This window comes from Pulveribacter sp. (assembly GCF_032079985.1).
Classification (GTDB): domain Bacteria; phylum Pseudomonadota; class Gammaproteobacteria; order Burkholderiales; family Burkholderiaceae_C; genus Melaminivora.
The window spans coordinates 247266-263202 of the sequence record NZ_DAMATK010000003.1 but is presented as its reverse complement, the minus strand read 5'-3'; the positions used below and the strand labels follow the sequence as shown (position 1 = coordinate 263202).

At 68.3% G+C, this 15937-nt stretch carries 14 protein-coding genes and 1 riboswitch; of the genes, 5 read left to right on the top strand and 9 right to left on the bottom strand.

All coding sequences use genetic code 11. The features are described 5' to 3' along the window. Nucleotides 1-30 precede the first annotated feature (30 nt). The 6 genes from RT282_RS12455 to trxB form a co-directional block, all read right to left on the bottom strand. On the bottom strand, nt 31-807 hold the full coding sequence (locus RT282_RS12455; protein WP_313314519.1) for a (2Fe-2S) ferredoxin domain-containing protein: 777 nt from the start codon (nt 805-807) through the stop codon (nt 31-33). A 53-nt stretch (nt 808-860) separates the two neighbouring features. After that, a complete protein-coding gene (locus RT282_RS12450; protein WP_313314516.1) occupies nt 861-1883 on the bottom strand; it encodes an iron ABC transporter permease in 1023 nt (340 codons plus the stop codon). Nucleotides 1884-1899: 16 nt separating this feature from the next. Next, the gene (locus RT282_RS12445; RefSeq protein ID WP_313314514.1) at nt 1900-2955 is read right to left on the bottom strand and encodes an ABC transporter substrate-binding protein; all 1056 of its coding nucleotides are present in this window, start codon (nt 2953-2955) and stop codon (nt 1900-1902) included. Next, a complete protein-coding gene (locus RT282_RS12440) occupies nt 2952-3755 on the bottom strand; it encodes an ABC transporter ATP-binding protein (protein WP_313314512.1) in 804 nt (267 codons plus the stop codon). Before RT282_RS12440 ends, RT282_RS12445 begins: the two co-directional genes overlap by 4 nt. A 17-nt stretch (nt 3756-3772) precedes the next feature. Then, nucleotides 3773-5959: a TonB-dependent receptor gene (locus tag RT282_RS12435; protein ID WP_313314510.1), complete on the bottom strand. Its 2187-nt coding sequence runs from the start codon at nt 5957-5959 to the stop codon at nt 3773-3775. Nucleotides 5960-6099: 140 nt separating this feature from the next. Further along, nucleotides 6100-6360, bottom strand: a riboswitch (cobalamin riboswitch). A gap of 68 nt (nt 6361-6428) precedes the next feature. Next, nucleotides 6429-7382, bottom strand: a complete 954-nt coding sequence (gene trxB / locus RT282_RS12430; protein WP_313314509.1) for a thioredoxin-disulfide reductase — start codon at nt 7380-7382, stop codon at nt 6429-6431. 120 nt (nt 7383-7502) lie between these two features. Between trxB and RT282_RS12425 the strand changes: the two genes are divergently transcribed. Together RT282_RS12425 and lolA are read left to right on the top strand one after the other, a co-directional pair. Next, nucleotides 7503-9869, top strand: a complete 2367-nt coding sequence (locus RT282_RS12425; RefSeq protein WP_313314505.1) for a DNA translocase FtsK 4TM domain-containing protein — start codon at nt 7503-7505, stop codon at nt 9867-9869. Nucleotides 9870-10031: 162 nt separating this feature from the next. Next, nucleotides 10032-10664 carry an outer membrane lipoprotein chaperone LolA gene (lolA, locus tag RT282_RS12420; RefSeq protein WP_313314503.1) on the top strand — a complete coding sequence of 211 codons (633 nt, stop codon included), beginning with the start codon at nt 10032-10034 and terminating at the stop codon, nt 10662-10664. A 41-nt stretch (nt 10665-10705) separates the two neighbouring features. Here the strand turns inward: lolA and RT282_RS12415 are convergent, their stop codons facing one another. The 3 genes from RT282_RS12415 to RT282_RS12405 are packed head-to-tail and all read right to left on the bottom strand — an operon-like array spanning nt 10706 to nt 12119. Then, nucleotides 10706-11347 carry a uracil-DNA glycosylase family protein gene (locus RT282_RS12415; protein ID WP_313314501.1) on the bottom strand — a complete coding sequence of 214 codons (642 nt, stop codon included), beginning with the start codon at nt 11345-11347 and terminating at the stop codon, nt 10706-10708. A gap of 11 nt (nt 11348-11358) precedes the next feature. Continuing rightward, nucleotides 11359-11751 carry a DUF488 domain-containing protein gene (locus tag RT282_RS12410; protein WP_313314498.1) on the bottom strand — a complete coding sequence of 131 codons (393 nt, stop codon included), beginning with the start codon at nt 11749-11751 and terminating at the stop codon, nt 11359-11361. Nucleotides 11752-11768: 17 nt separating this feature from the next. Continuing rightward, nucleotides 11769-12119, bottom strand: a complete 351-nt coding sequence (locus RT282_RS12405; protein ID WP_312306771.1) for a GFA family protein — start codon at nt 12117-12119, stop codon at nt 11769-11771. Between the two features lie 105 nt (nt 12120-12224). Between RT282_RS12405 and RT282_RS12400 the strand changes: the two genes are divergently transcribed. The 3 genes from RT282_RS12400 to RT282_RS12390 all read left to right on the top strand — a co-directional run bounded on the left by RT282_RS12400 (nt 12225) and on the right by RT282_RS12390 (nt 15923). Beyond that, nucleotides 12225-13550: a replication-associated recombination protein A gene (locus RT282_RS12400; protein ID WP_313314495.1), complete on the top strand. Its 1326-nt coding sequence runs from the start codon at nt 12225-12227 to the stop codon at nt 13548-13550. Between the two features lie 347 nt (nt 13551-13897). After that, nucleotides 13898-14827, top strand: coding sequence for a branched-chain amino acid ABC transporter permease (locus tag RT282_RS12395; RefSeq protein ID WP_312306768.1), 930 nt, complete (start codon nt 13898-13900; stop codon nt 14825-14827). 19 nt (nt 14828-14846) lie between these two features. After that, nucleotides 14847-15923: an ABC transporter permease subunit gene (locus tag RT282_RS12390; protein ID WP_312306767.1), complete on the top strand. Its 1077-nt coding sequence runs from the start codon at nt 14847-14849 to the stop codon at nt 15921-15923. Nucleotides 15924-15937 lie beyond the last annotated feature (14 nt).

The window sequence follows — 15937 nt, the reverse complement described above, 5'->3', positions numbered from 1 at the left end:
ATTCGGACTTCGAGTGGGAAAAGCGGTACTTCAGGAATTGGTGACTTCTTTCGGCCCATGCACGCGCAGCGCTTGGACCACCTGCTGGTGCGCCACGTGCTGCGCCAGGACGCGGCCGATGTCGGCTTGCCCCAGCGGCCCGTACCAGACACCTTCCGGGTAGACGATCATCAGCGGGCCGTGGTTGCAGGGGTACTGGCAACTGGTTTGCAGGGGCCGCACACGTTTTTTCAAAGCGGGGTTCTGGTTGATCGCACCGGTCAGCACGGGCCAGAGGGCCACCGCGCCCGCTGCGGCGCAGCGTGGCCCGATGCACCACAGCGCGTGATGCGTGTGCTCCGGCACGCTGGACCAGCCCTTGGGGTCGTGTCGCCAGTCTTCATCGACGAGGGTCGCCACGTCGGGCAGATCCAGCGCCTGGCGGGCGGCCGCGGCCAGCAGTTCGGGCAGGGCAACAGCCTGCGCCAAGGGCTCGCCGAAGATCAGCGTGGGGCTCTGGTCGCGCCCAGCACGCCAGCGCATGGCCACCTTGTGCAGCCAGCGGCGCAGCGCGGCCTCGTCGGGCAGCATCAGTGGCAGGATGACGATGGTGTCCGCATCTGCGCAGAGGCCCAGCGCCGTCGGCAGGTCGGGTTGCCAGCGATCGACGAAGGCGGGCTGCACCCGCACGCCCGGCCACTGGGCCGCAAGTTGCTGCGCCAACCCGGCCAGCTCCGCCGTGGTGGAGGCCGCCACGCCGCCGCGCCCAAGGAGGACGATGGCGACGGAGGCGTGGTCAGTTGGCGGTGGTCGGATTGCAGCGGTCATCGAGTATTGGAATTGGCATCGAGAAGTTCAGGGCGCTGGGCGCGCTGGAGCCATCAGCGCCTGGACAGCAGGCCGATCACGAAAGCCGCACCGACCAGGGCGATCAAGACCCCGACAGGCAGCTCTTGCGGCGCCAGCAGGCGGCGGGAAAGCAAGTCGCCCAGGACCATCAACACGGCGCCCGTCAATGCGCAAACGCCCAGCGCGCGCCGATGCAATGCGCCCGCTACCGCGCGGGCCAAGTGCGGCGCCATCAGGCCGACAAAGCCGATGACACCCGCCACCGCCACGCAGCTGGCAGTGGCCAGCGCGGTAACGGCAAACACCTGCCGGCCGAGCCGGTCAGGATTGACGCCCAGGCTATGCGCCGCCGCATCGCCGGCCAGCAGCGCGTCCAGCTGGCGATGGCGCAGGCCCGCAAACCCGGCGGCCAGCGCTGCGCCCGCCAGCGCCATCGGCAGGTTGTCCCAGCGCGCGCCGCCAAAGCCGCCCAGAGTCCAGAACAGCACCGATTGCGCAGCGCGTTGGTCGCCCATCAGCGTCAGAAAATGCGTCACCGCGGTGAACATGAACGACACCGCCAGCCCGGCCAGGACCATGTACTCAGGCGTGTGCTCGCGCTGGCGGCGCATCAGCAGCATCACCGCGCCCGCCGCAACCAGGCCGCCGGCAAACGCAGCCAGCGGCAGGCTCCACACGCCCATGAAGTCGCCCACGGTGGTGATGACCAGTACGGCTCCGGCCGCTGCGCCGGAAGACAGGCCGAACAAATAGGGATCGGCCAGGCCGTTGTGGCTGACGGTCTGCAGCAGCAGCCCGGTCACCGCCAAGGCAGCGCCCACGCTGGCCGCCATCAGCGTGCGCGGCAGCCGCAGGTCGAACAGGATGTGGGCCAGCATGTCGCCATCCGACGCTTCGCGTTCGACCCAGCCACGCCAGAGCAAGTGCGGCACTTGATCGAATGGCACGGCAGCCGTGCCAAAGGCGATCGACGCCAGCATCAGCAGCACGAGTGCGAGCAGCAACGCGCCCAGCACCAGCGCATGGGCGCGCGGGCAGGCCGGTGGAAGGGGCACTGCGGGGCTTTGGAGATCACTGGGCATGGGCAGCGGGCACGTTGGCCGAGGATGCGCGCGTGGCAGGCACGCGCGTGGCGCGAATGGCGGCGTTGATCTTTTCGATGGCGTCGATGTTGGCCGGGCTGGGCGTGACCTCTTCGTAGCGCAACACCAGAAAGCGCTCGCTTTTCACGGCCTCCAACCGCCGCATGACCGGGTGCGTGCGCAAGTAGTTCTTCAGGCGCGCGGCATCGGGGTCGCCTTGTGAGCCCAGCATTAGGATCAACTCGGGATTGCGCGTGGCCACGATCTCCCAGGACGTCCTGGTCCAGCTGGTTGCCAAGTCGTCCATGATGTTGCGCCCGCCGGCCGCGGTGATCAACGCTTCAGGCATGGCATGGCGCCCGCCCGTGGTGGGGCTGCCCTCGCCCGAGTCGTACAGGAATACGCGCACAGGCTCGCCAGCGGGCGGCGGTGGCAGATCCGCCACGCGTTTTTTCCAGCTGTTGACCAGGCCTTGCGCCTGCTCGCGCTTGCCAAAGATCGCGCCCAGCTTGATGAAATCGTCGTACAGCAAGGCCATCGACGCGGTCGGACGGCTCTTGTCGACGCGGATGCAGCTCTCGCTCAGCACCAGGGTCTTGACGCCCTCGCGCGCCAGGGTGTCGGGGGTGACGGGCCCACCGGGGTGCATGCCGTAGCTCCAGCCTGCAAAGAAAAAGTCCGGCCTCGCGGCCAGGAGGGTTTCCAGGCTTGCCGCACGGGGCGCGAGCTCTGGCACGTCACCCAGTGCGCGCTGCAGCTGCGGGCCGACGCCGTACCAGCCCGTCAGGCCCGTGACGCCGACCATCTGGGGCTGCAACTGCAGCGCCAGCGCCATCGCCAACATGTTCTTGTCGTGAAAGACGGCGCGCTTAGGCGGCGCATCAAAGCGCAGTGGCTGTCCGCAGCTTTGCACGGTGAGCGGAAATGGCTGGGCCTGGGCCTGGGCCTGCGGCGCGGGCAGCCATCCGCCAAGCGCCAGGCCAAGGGCGGCCGCCACCTGCCAGGCGTGCGCGCGAGCTGGCGCGGTTGAAAAAGCAGCGTTCACGGGAGTCCCTCCTCCTGCACGTCGAAAGGCCGCCCATCGGCGGGCACGTCAAAAATCAGCGCAGGCGCACCGCCGGCTGCTGGCGCGCGGCACACGTTCATGCGAAACACCTGGCGGACCAGGTCGGGATTGAATGCGGCGTCTGGCGTATCCAGCGCCACCGCGCGGCCCCGGTGCAGCACCAGCACGCGTTGCGCGAAGCGCGCCGCCAGGCTCAGCTCATGCAGGACGGCCACCACCGTGATGCCCAGCGTTGCCAAGCTGTCCAGCACGTCGATGCGAGTGCGTAGATCGAGGTGGTTGGTCGGCTCATCGAGCAGCAGCACCCGCGGCGCCTGCGCCACCGCGCGTGCAAGCGCTGCCAGGCGGCGCTGCCCGCCAGAAAGCTGGTCCATGCGCCGCCCGGCCAGGGCCGCAAGGCCGAAGCGCACGATGGCCGCGTGCACGTCGCGCGCCCGATCCGAGCCATGTGGAATGCGGCCCAGCGCCACGTAGTCGCTCACGCTCAGGTGGCGGCTCGGGAGCTCGTCCTGGTGCAGCACAGCCATGTGTGTGGCGCGCTGCTGGGGCGGGGTCCGTGCGATGTCCTGACCGAACAACAGCACGCGCCCTGCGTCGGGCTTCAGGCGCGCGGACAGCATTTGCAGCAGGCTGCTCTTGCCGGCGCCGTTAGGGCCGACGATGGCCAGGCGCTCGCCGGCGTCCACACGCAGGCTGAGCGGCTGCAGCACGCGGCGCCCGCCAAGCGTCAGGCTCGCTTCCTGCACTTCGAGCGCTACGTTGGTGTGCTGCGCGTACATGCTGGCGTTGTGATGCTTCAGAACGTGATGCGCCCGGTCAGGGTTGCCGTGCGTGGTTCGCCCAGCAGCCAACGATTGGTGCTGCCTGACACAGGATAGATCCGGTTGCCGAGGTTGCGCACCCCCAGGCTGATGCTGCTCGCCTGTGTCGGCCTGTAGGTGAGCGAGGCGTTGGCGACCGTATAGCCGGGCAGGTAGCCGCTGTTGGCCGGGTTGGTGGGGCGCTTGCCGACGTACTGCAGGCCGGCGCCGAGTTGCCATTGCGGCAGGAACTGCCAGGTGCTCCAGACGTTGAACAGGCGCTGCGGCACGCCGGTGGGCACGTTGCCGTCGTAGATCACGGCGCGGCCAGCCGACGCGGCGGCGAACTGGTCGTAACGAGCGCGTACCAGTGCGGCGTTGGCATCGACCGTCCAGCCGCGCACGGGCTCAGCGGCGAAAGCAAGCTCAAGGCCGGTGGAGCTTTGACTGCCGATCTGTTGCGTGAGAGCAGGGTTGTCCACGTCGCGTGTGAGCAGCTTGCGCTTGTCGATGCGGTACAGCGCCACGCTCCATTCGCCGCGCAGCGCCGGCACGTCGCCCTTGACGCCGACTTCCGCTTGGCGCCCGCGCGTCAGGTCGTAGCTGGTGGTGCCGCCGGGCAGCGCCAGCGCACCGCTCACCGGGTCGGTCGCGGTGGCGAATTGGCCGTACAGCGAGAGTGCATCGCTGGCCTTCCATACGGCGCCGAGCCGGCCGGTGACGGGTGAATAGCGCACGTCGTCCGGTGCAGCGCTGGTGCGCATGTTTTGAGTATGCAGGCGGATGCGGTCGGCGCGCAGGCCGCCCAACACCGTCCACTGGGGCGTCAGCGTCCAGTGGCTTTCGACGAACAAGGCGGTCGTGGTCAGGTCGGAGCGGCGGGCCAGCCCGTAGGGGACAGGGCTGAGGAACACGCCGGGGTCGACCTGGCCAGGGTCGACCCGGTCGGCGCCGCCGTAGGGCGAGTTGCTGAGGGTATCGAAATCGGTGCGATAGGCATCCAGACCGGCCACCAGCCTGTGCCGCATGCCGGCGACTTCGCCGTTCACCTGGGCTTCGAAGCGGTTGCCGGTTTGCTTGACCCCGTGGCCGATGTGCAGGAAGTCGGTGCGATCGACCAGGCCGCTGGCGGGGACAAAGGTGTAGTCCTCGGCGTTGCGCCAGACCCGGTTCGAGCGCAAGTGATAAGTCTCGTTGCGCAGTTGCACGCCATCGGCTACGTCGTGGCGCAGGCGCAGGCGCCAGGCCTGGTCGTTGTAGCGCACGCGCGCGTCGCTGACGTTGAAGCTGGTGCGTCGCCATTCACGCGGCACGCCACCATCGCGCGTGGGCGTGCCGAAGTAGGTGGTGTCATCGTTGTGCCCGCCGTCGAAGCTCATCGTGGCGGCAAAGCGCGCGTTGGGCCTGAAGGTCAGCGCCAGGGAGGCGTTCTGGCGGTCATATTGGCTGTCGCGGCGAACACCGCTACTGTGCGCCGCGTCGACATAGGCGGAGTACGCCAGGGCGTCGCTGATCGGCCCGCGCAGCCCGACGCCGCCTGAGATCGTCCGGTGCTGGCCCAGGCTCACATAGGCCTCGCGCTCGCTGCGATCGAACAACGGCTGCTTGGTGACGTAGTTGACAACCGCGCCGATCGCTCCGTCGCCGTACAGCACCGAAGCCGGCCCGCGCAAGACCTGGATCGATTCGATCGGCCAAGTCGAGAACGGGTAGGTGACGGTTCCGGCGGCGACCGTCAGGCGCGTGCCGTCCAGCAGTTGCGCAACCGAGTTGTGGCCCACGAATCCGCGCGCGCTGAGGCTGCTGAAGCCGTTGCCAGGCGCCGGCATTTCGGCGATGCCGGTCAGGCTGACCACGGCGTCCTGGGTACGCATGATGTTGCGCGAGAGGATCTGTTCGCGCGACATCACGCTCACGCTGGCCGGCGTTTCGCGCGCCGTCAGGCCCAGGCGCGAACCGGTTTCTTGCGGCTGCAACTGGTTCAGGCTGGCGTCGTGGGCGACGGCCTCGCTGCTGACCGTGACCGCCGGCAGCGCCCTCTGCGCCGCTGTATCGGCCGGCGGCGCCGCGGTTTGCGCTGCCGCATTGGCGGCGACCAGCAGCACGCCGGGGCCTGTCAGCGCGATCGCGCGGTGGTGTGCGAGAGCGCACAGCTGCGCGCGTACCAAGCCGCCTAGGCTCATGGTCATTCCTCCAGTGGCGCGCCTGCTCTCCCGCGGGACGCGCTACGTTGCTGATGGCAGCTGGAATGAGATGAGAACGGCCAAGCAAAAAGGCCGGTGCAAGGGCCGTGCTTGTCCGGCCCGCCGCTCGCCCGCAGCCGCCGCTACATGTTCACGCAGGCCGGTATCCGGGCTCACGGATGGTGCGCATGGCGCACCAGGCCTTGCGCCTTCCCGCGCCATGTGGCGCAGTGGCAGCCGGCATGCGGGGCATGCTGGCGGGCAAGACTTGGTTTCCGCTGACCGTTGCGGGGGCAGCGCAGGAATTGCGGGTCTTGTTCACAAGACGACGCGCACCTGCTTCCCGTTGAACTTCGTTGCCCGCGTGGAGCGGGCGAAGCACCTGGTGAAAAGCCGCCTGTCAGGCAGAGCCTGGCGGGCGGCGGGCGCGATTGTGGCACAGGCCTGTGGACCTGCTTCGCGCGCAGCTTCAGTCCTGCTGCTCCAAAAAACGCTGCGCGTCCAGCGCCGCCATGCAGCCCGTGCCGGCGCTGGTGATGGCCTGGCGGTACACATGGTCCTGCACGTCGCCGGCGGCGAAGACGCCCGGCACGCTGGTCTGGGTGGCGAAGCCCTTCAAGCCGCCCTGGGTGGTGATGTAGCCGTTCTCCATGTCCAGCTGGCCCTGGAAGATGTCGGTGTTGGGGTGGTGGCCGATGGCGATGAAGGCGCCCTGCAGGGCGATGTCCTCGGTGTGCTCGTCCCGGGTGCTCTTGATGCGGATGCCGGTCACGCCGCTGTCGTCGCCCAGCACTTCGTCCAGCGTGAAGTGGGTCTTGAGCTCGATCTTGCCCTCCTTGACCTTCTCCATCAGCTTGTCCACGAGAATGGGCTCGGCCTTGAACTTGTCGCGCCGATGCACCAGGGTGACCTTGCGGGCGATGTTGGACAGGTACAGGGCTTCCTCCACGGCGGTGTTGCCCCCGCCGACCACGCACACGTCCTGCTCGCGGTAGAAGAAGCCGTCGCAGGTGGCGCAGGCCGACACGCCGCGGCCCATGAAGGCCGCTTCGGAGGGCAGGCCCAGGTACTTGGCCGAGGCGCCGGTGGCGATGATCAGGGTGTCACAGGTGTAGGTGCCGCTGTCGCCGGTGAGGGTGAAGGGGCGCTTGGACAGGTCCACGGCGCTGATGTGGTCGAAGATCACCTGCGTCTTGAAGCGCTCGGCGTGCTCCAGGAAGCGCTGCATCAGGTCCGGGCCCTGCACGCCGTTGGCGTCGGCCGGCCAGTTGTCCACCTCGGTGGTGGTCATGAGCTGGCCACCCTGGGCCATGCCGGTGATCAGCACCGGGTTGAGGTTGGCACGCGCCGCATAGACGGCGGCGGTGTAGCCGGCGGGGCCCGAGCCCAGGATCAGGACTTTGGCGTGTTGCGTATTGGACATGATGGTCGTCGACAAAGCGGTTGGAGAAGGGCGCTGCGGCGCCCGGCCGGGCCATTGTAGGGAGCGGCCATCGCCCCGCCAAAGGCATGGGGTAAGCTTCCGCGCTTGGCTTTTCGCTCTATGACTTATTCCCTCAATACCCTGAACGCAACGTCGCAGGCCAAGGGCGCGGGGCGCGGCGGCGTGGCCCGCTTCGGCCACGAGCTCAGCCTGATCGCGGGGCTGCTGGCGCTGGTGTTCTGGCTGCTGGCGCTGGCCAGCTTTTCGCCGCAGGACGTGGCCTGGTCCACGACGGGCGCGCCGGAGCACGGCGCGGTGGCCAACTGGGTCGGCCGCCTGGGCGCCTGGGCGGCGGACGCCAGCTATTTCGCGCTCGGCTTTTCCGTCTGGTGGGCGGTGGCCGCGGCGGTCCACGCCTGGCTGGCCTCGCTGGCGCACTGGATGCGCGGCGGCCAGCACGCCGGTGGCGCCACGCCGTCCCACCCCTGGCTGCGCCGCGCCCTGTACTGGCTGGGGCTGGCGCTGCTCCTGGGCGCCAGCTGCGCGCTGGAGTGGTCGCGCCTGTACCGCTTCGAAGACTTGCTGCCCGGCCACGCCGGCGGTGTGCTGGGCTACCTGATGGGGCCGCTGGCGGTGAAGTGGCTGGGCTTCACTGGCTCGGGCCTGGCCGGCGTGGTGCTGGTGGTGCTGGGTGCGGGCCTGGTGTTCCATTTCTCCTGGGGCCAGCTGGCCGAGCGCCTGGGCGCGCGCATCGATGCCCTGGTGCAGGCCGGCCGGGCGCGGCGCGAGCGCGTGCGCGACGCGGCCGTGGGCCGGCGCGCGGCGCGCGAGCGCCAGGGCCCGGCGGTGCGCGAGGAGCCGCATGCGGACGATGCGCCCGCGGCCTCCGCCGCGCGGGTACACGCCCCTGTCACCATCATCGAGCCGCAGCTGGCCGACCCGGTGCCCAGCACCCGGGTGGTCAAGGAGCGGCAAAAGCCCCTGTTCACCGAGATCTCCGACAGCGCCCTGCCGCAGGTGGACCTGCTGGACACCGCCCAGACGCGCCAGGAGAGCGTGTCCGCCGACACGCTGGAGATGACCAGCCGCCTGATCGAGAAGAAGCTGGGCGACTTCGGCGTGGAGGTGACGGTGGTCGCCGCCGCGCCCGGCCCGGTCATCACGCGCTACGAGATCGAGCCGGCCACGGGCGTGAAAGGCTCGCAAATCGTCAATCTGGCCAAGGACCTGGCGCGCTCGCTGTCGCTGGTGTCCATCCGCGTGGTCGAGACCATTCCTGGCAAGACCACCATGGCGCTGGAGCTGCCCAACGCCCGGCGCCAGACCATCCGCCTGTCGGAGATCCTGGGCTCGCAGGTCTACCACGATGCGCGCAGCATGCTGACCGTAGGCCTCGGCAAGGACATCGTGGGCGCCCCGGTGGTGGCCGACCTGGCCAAGATGCCGCACTGCCTGGTGGCCGGCACCACCGGCTCGGGCAAGTCGGTGGGCATCAACGCCATGATCCTGAGCCTGCTGTACAAGGCCGAGGCGCGCGACGTGCGCCTGCTCATGATAGACCCCAAGATGCTGGAAATGTCGGTCTACGAGGGCATTCCGCACCTGCTGGCGCCCGTGGTCACCGACATGAAGCAGGCCGCGCACGGCCTGAACTGGTGCGTGGCCGAGATGGAGCGGCGCTATAAATTGATGAGCAAGCTGGGCGTGCGCAATCTGGCGGGCTACAACGCCAAGATCGACGAGGCCAAGGCGCGCGAGGAGTTCATCTACAACCCCTTCAGCCTCACGCCCGAGGAGCCCGAGCCGCTGGAGCGCCTGCCGCACATCGTGGTCGTCATCGACGAGCTGGCCGACCTGATGATGGTGGTGGGCAAGAAGATCGAGGAGCTGATCGCCCGCCTGGCGCAGAAGGCGCGTGCCGCCGGCATCCACCTGATCCTGGCAACGCAGCGGCCCAGCGTGGACGTGATCACCGGCCTGATCAAGGCCAACATTCCCACGCGCATCGCCTTCCAGGTCTCCAGCAAGATCGACAGCCGCACCATCCTGGACCAGATGGGCGCCGAGGCCCTGCTGGGCATGGGCGACATGCTCTACATGGCCAGCGGCACCGGCCTGCCGGTGCGCGTGCACGGCGCCTTCGTGTCGGACGAGGAAGTGCACCGCGTCGTCAACTACCTCAAGAGCCAGGGGGAGCCGGACTACATCGACGGGGTGCTGGAAGGCGGTACCGTCGACGGTGACGACAGCGGCTTCGGGCTGGGCGACGGCGAAGGCGGCAGCGGGGGCGAGAAGGACCCCATGTACGACCAGGCCGTGGAGGTGGTGCTGAAAGACCGCAAGGCCAGCATCTCCTACGTCCAGCGCAAGCTGCGCATTGGCTACAACCGCTCGGCGCGGCTGCTGGAGGACATGGAGAACGCCGGCCTGGTCAGCGCTCTCACGTCCAACGGCCAGCGCGAAGTGCTGGTGCCCGCTCGGGAGTAAGGGCAGCCCCCTGAGCCGCTGCGCGGCTTCCCCCTTCTCTCGGCTGACGCCGGGAAGGGGGACGACACCAGCGCTGCGGGGCGGCCCTTGCGCGGTGTCCGCTGGCTGCGGGCGGTCTGTTTGGATCGGTAGCGCCCGGATCAGCGCTTTTGAGAAATCCCTATGAAAAAACTGTTCACTACTGTTTTGATAGCTGCCAGCGCCCAGTGGGCCTGGGCTGACGGCCTTTCCAGCCTCGAAAACTTCATGAAGTCTGCCCAGAGCGGCAGCGCGCAGTTCACGCAGACGGTGACCGCACCCCCGAAGGAAGGCCAGCCCGCGCGCAGCAAGACCAGCAGCGGCACTTTTGACTTCCAGCGGCCGGGGCACTTCCGTTTCGTCTACCAAAAGCCGTTCGAGCAGACCATCGTCGCCGACGGCAAGACGCTATGGCTCTACGACGCTGACCTGAACCAGGTCACCCAGCGTGCGCAGGACAAGGCGCTGGGCTCTACGCCCGCCGCGCTGCTGGCCTCTGCACCCGATCTGGCGGCGCTGCGCGCCGACTTCACGCTGGAATCCGCCCCCGACCAGGACGGTCTGCAGTGGGTGCTGGCCACGCCGAAGGCGCGCGATGGCCAGCTGAAAAGCGTGCGCGTGGGCTTCGATGGCGAGACCCTGGCGGCGCTGGACATCCTGGACAGCTTTGGCCAGCGCTCGCTGATCCGCTTCAGCGGCATGAAGCTCAACCCCGTGCTACCCGCGGGCACCTTCACCTTCAAGCCGCCCGCGGGGGCGGACGTGTTGCAGCAGTAAAACTCCTGTTTTGATAGCTGCCAGCGCTTGACTGGCGGGTACTAGAGGTCGATTTCGCTTGTATCCTGCGCCAGCGCCGCGGCCACCCGCTGACGCACGCCGGGCAGCCATTCGGCCTCGAACCACGGGTTGTGCTTGAGCCAGCCATTGTTGCGCGGGCTGGGGTGGGGCAGGGCGATCACCGGGCTGCCGGGCGCGCCGCTGGCGCGCACCGTTTCGGCCAGTGGCCGGCCGCGGCTGGCCGGCAGGTGCCAGCCGATGGCGTACTGGCCCACGGCCACCGTCAGCGTGATGTGCGGCAGCAGCGCCAGCAGCGGCGCGCGCCAGGTGGGCGCGCACTCGGGGCGCGGTGGGGCGTCCCCCGAGGCGCCCTTGCCCGGGTAGCAAAAGCCCATGGGCACGATGGCCACGCGCTCCGGGTCGTAGAACACCTCGCGCGGCAGCTGCAGCCAGTCGCGCAGGCGCTCGCCGCTGGCGTCGTCAAACGGCACACCCGAGGCATGCACCTTGCGCCCGGGCGCCTGGCTGGCGATGAGGATGCGTGCGCCCGTGCCCGCCTGCAGCACCGGTCGCGGGCCCAGCGGCAGGACGGGCGCGCACAGCGTGCACTGGCGCACGCGCTGCAGCAGATCGCCCAGGGGCAAAAGAGGTTGTGGAGCAGCGGGCAGGGTTCTGGGCGCCATGGGGCTCTTGTTCAGTCTTCGCGGATGTCCGCGCCGGCCTGCGCCAGCAACTCGCGCAGCAGCGAGCGGTGGCAGCGCGCCTCGTTTTCGCAGTAGCAGCCGACGGAGAAGTTGGCCTGCCTGGACAGCTGGGCCAGCGTGTCGAGCAGATGGCGCCGGTCAGGCTCTGCCATCTCGCGGCGGTAGCGGCGGGCGAACTCGCCCCATTCGGCGTCACTGTGCGCCGCCAGCGCCTGCTTCACGGCCTCGGCGCTGGGTGCCAGGTTGGGCAGCCAGGCGTAATACCAGTCCTGCGCAGCGAACTGGTCGCGGGGTACGCCGCGCGGCGGACGGCGCACGGTGCCGATGCGCGTTCCCTCGTTGGGCGCGCGCGGGCTGCCCAGGCGGACGATGCGGACAGGCATGGCGCGGCCTCCCGGCTTCAGGCCGCGCGGCCGTCGTAGTGCTCGATGTGCAGCGTGTCCAGGTCCACTCCGTCCAGGCAGCGCACGTTGACGGCCGCCATGGTGCGGCCGTCCGGCCCCGTGCCCTCGCCGAAGGGGTGGATGCCGCAGGTGGGGCAAAAGTGATGCTGGATCACGTGCTTGTGGAAGGTGTAGGTGGCCATCCGGGCGGCGTCGGTGCGCAGCGCGAGCCGCTCGCGCGGCACAAACCACAGCAGCGAGCCCTTGCGCGAGCATATGGAGCAGTTGCAGGCCATGGCCTGGGTGATGGCGTCTCCTTCCACGTCGAAGGCGATCTGGCCGCAGTGGCAGCTTCCGTGGTATTGCATGGCATCTCCTGAAGACAGACGTGCATCATAGGAAGGAACGCCGCCGCGCCTGCCGGGCCGTGGAGGGCGAAGCCGCTACGATCGGTGCTGCTTTTTCGGGTTGCCATGCCGTCTTCTCCTCCCTCCGCTGCCCTTCATCAACCCCTGGCCGAACGCCTGCGCCCGCGCACACTGGGTGAGGTGATCGGCCAGCAGCACATCCTGGGGCCGGGCATGCCGCTGCGGCTGGCGTTCGAGTCCGGGCGCCCGCACAGCTGCATCCTGTGGGGGCCGCCGGGGGCGGGCAAGACGACCATTGCCCGGCTGATGGCCGAGGCGTTCGACGCGCAGTTCATCAGCATCAGCGCCGTGCTGGGGGGCGTGAAGGAGATCCGCGAGGCCGTGCAGCAGGCCGAGGCTGCGCGTGACGGCCTGATGCGCCAGCGCACCATCGTTTTCGTCGACGAGGTGCACCGCTTCAACAAGAGCCAGCAGGACGCCTTCCTGCCGCATGTCGAAAGCGGCCTGTTCACCTTTGTGGGCGCGACCACCGAGAACCCGTCGTTCGAGGTCAACTCCGCCCTGCTGTCGCGCGCCACGGTCTACGTGCTGCAGCCGCTGACGGCCGATGATTTGAAGCAAATAGTGGCCAAAGCCCAGGCCAGCCAAGCGGTGCCAGCTATCGAAAACGAAGCGCTGGAGCGTCTGGTGGCCTATGCCGACGGCGACGCGCGGCGCCTGCTGAACACGTTGGAGACGCTGTCCATCACCGGCGCTCAGGCGGGCGTGGAGCGTATCGCCGATGACTGGCTGCTCAAGGTGCTGGGCCAGCAGGTGCGCCGCTACGACAAGGGCGGCGAGCAGTTCTACGACACCATCAGCGCGCTGCACAAGTCGGTGCGCGGGTCGGACCCGGATGCGGCGCTGTACTGGCTGGTGCGCATGCTCGACGGTGGGGCCGACCCGCGCTACCTGGCGCGGCGCATCGTGCGCATGGCCTGGGAGGACATCGGCCTGGCCGATCCGCGCGCGTTGCAGATCACCAACGAGGCGGCCCAGACCTATGAGCGCCTGGGATCACCCGAAGGCGAGCTGGCCCTGGCGCAGGCCGTGCTCTACCTGGCCGTGGCGCCCAAGAGCAATGCCGGCTACGCCGCCTACAACAAGGCGCGCGCCTTTGTGAAGGAAGGCGGCAGCCAGCCCGTGCCGCTGCACCTGCGCAACGCCCCTACGGCGCTCATGAAGCAGCTGGACTACGGCCGCGGCTACCGCTATGCGCACGACGAGGAGGGCGGCTTTGCCGCCGGCGCGTCCTACCTGCCCGAGGGCATGGAGCCGCCGGGCTTCTATCAGCCCGTGCCGCGTGGGCTGGAGATCAAGATCGGCCAGAAGATGCAGGAGCTGCGTGAGCGCAACGCTGCGGCCCGCGCCAGCGAGTCCGACCTCGACTAAGGCCGGCCCCGAAGCGGTGGCCGCCGCCCGCGCTGGGAATAAGCGCATACCCTGAATTTTTGGCCAACATCAGTATTTCTAATGATTCGGATGCTTGCCTGATGGGCTTGGCGATCGAGGGAAAACCCCGCCGAGACGGCACTGCGGGGCTCATCAAAGCCGTGACAGAATTTCACACAGAAGACCCGCGCAGCATGGTGGCTGCCGGGTTTTTTAGTAAGGAAACGCTGAATTTGTCTTCGAGGCAGCTGGCGTGGACTTGACCGGCAGGCGGCCCACAAGGCTGAGCCAAGGGGGCTGCCCGCCGGGCGCATGCGTCACTCACGAAGGACCGAAGGACTCAACTTATGGACATCCTGCTGCAACAGATCATCAATGGTCTGGTTCTGGGCAGCATGTACGCCTTGATAGCCCTGGGCTATACCATGGTGTACGGCATCATCCAGCTCATCAACTTCGCGCACGGCGAGGTGCTCATGATCGGGGCACTCACCAGCTGGAGCTGCATCGGTCTGATGCGCGATGCCATGCCCGGCGCGCCCGGCTGGCTCATCCTGCTGCTGGCCACCCTCATTGCCTGCTTCGTGGCGGCGGTGCTTAACTACACCATCGAGAAGGTGGCCTACCGGCCGCTGCGCAACAGCCCGCGCCTGGCCCCCCTGATCACCGCCATCGGCATGTCGCTGCTGCTGCAGACGCTGGCCATGATCATCTGGAAGCCCAACTACAAGCCCTATCCCACGCTGCTGCCGTCCACGCCCTTCCAGGTCGGCGGCGCCGTGATCACCAGCACCCAGGTGCTGATCTTGAGCGTGACGGTGATCTCGCTGGCGGCCATGGTCTACCTGGTCAGCTACACCCGGCTGGGCCGCGCCATGCGGGCCACGGCCGAGAACCCGCGCGTGGCGGCCCTGATGGGCGTCAAGCCGGACATGGTGATCTCCGCCACCTTCATCATCGGCGCCGTGCTGGCGGCCATCGCCGGCATCATGTACGCCTCCAACTACGGCACGGCCCAGCACACCATGGGCTTCCTGCCGGGCCTGAAGGCCTTCACGGCGGCGGTGTTCGGCGGCATCGGCAATCTGACCGGCGCCGTGGTGGGCGGCATCCTGCTGGGCCTGATCGAGGCCATCGGGTCGGGCTATATCGGCACCCTCACGGGCGGCGTGCTGGGCAGCCACTACACCGACATCTTCGCCTTCATCGTGCTGATCATCATCCTCACGCTGCGCCCCTCGGGCCTGCTGGGCGAGCGCGTGGCCGACCGGGCCTGAAGAGGGGAGCAACCACACCATGAAAAATCACAAGATCCAATGGATCCTGGGCGGCATCGCGCTGCTCGTGCTGCCGCTGATCCTGCAGTACTTCGGCAACGCCTGGGTGCGCATCGCCGACCTGGCGCTGCTGTACGTCATGCTGGCCCTGGGCCTGAACATCGTGGTGGGCTATGCCGGCCTGCTCGACTTAGGGTACGTGGCCTTCTATGCCGTGGGCGCCTACATGTTCGGCCTGCTGGCCTCGCCCCACCTGGCCGACAATTTCGCCTGGTTCGCGGCGCACTTCCCCGAGGGCCTGCACATGTCGCTGTGGATGGTGATACCGCTGGCCCTGGTGCTGGCGGCCATCACCGGCGTGCTGCTGGGCATTCCCGTGCTCAAGCTGCGCGGCGACTATCTGGCCATCGTGACGCTGGGCTTCGGCGAGATCATCCGCATTTTCCTGAACAACCTGGACCACCCGGTCAACATCACCAACGGCCCCAAGGGCCTGGGGCAGATCGACTCGGTCAAGCTTTTCGGGCTGGACTTCGGGCGGCGCCTGGAGCTGTTCGGCTTCGACATCAGCTCCGTCACGCTGTACTACTACCTGTTCCTGGCCCTGGTGCTGATCACCATCGTGATCTGCTACCGCCTGCAGGACTCGCGCATCGGCCGCGCCTGGATGGCCATCCGCGAGGACGAGATCGCCGCCAAGGCCATGGGTATCAATACGCGCAACATGAAGCTGCTGGCCTTCGGCATGGGCGCTTCGTTCGGCGGCGTGGCGGGCGCCATGTTCGGCGCATTCCAGGGCTTCGTCTCGCCCGAGTCCTTCAGCCTGATGGAGTCCGTGATGATCGTCGCCATGGTGGTGCTGGGCGGCATCGGCCACATCCCCGGGGTGATTCTGGGCGCCGTGCTGCTGTCGGCGCTGCCCGAGGTGCTGCGCTACGTGGCCGGCCCGCTGCAGGCCATGACCGATGGCCGACTGGACTCCTCCATCCTGCGCCAGCTGCTGATCGCCCTGGCCATGATCATCGTCATGCTGCTGCGCCCGCGCGGCCTGTGGCCGGCGCCCGAGCACGGCAAGAGCCTGGCGCAGAAGTCCTGAACCCCATCGACATC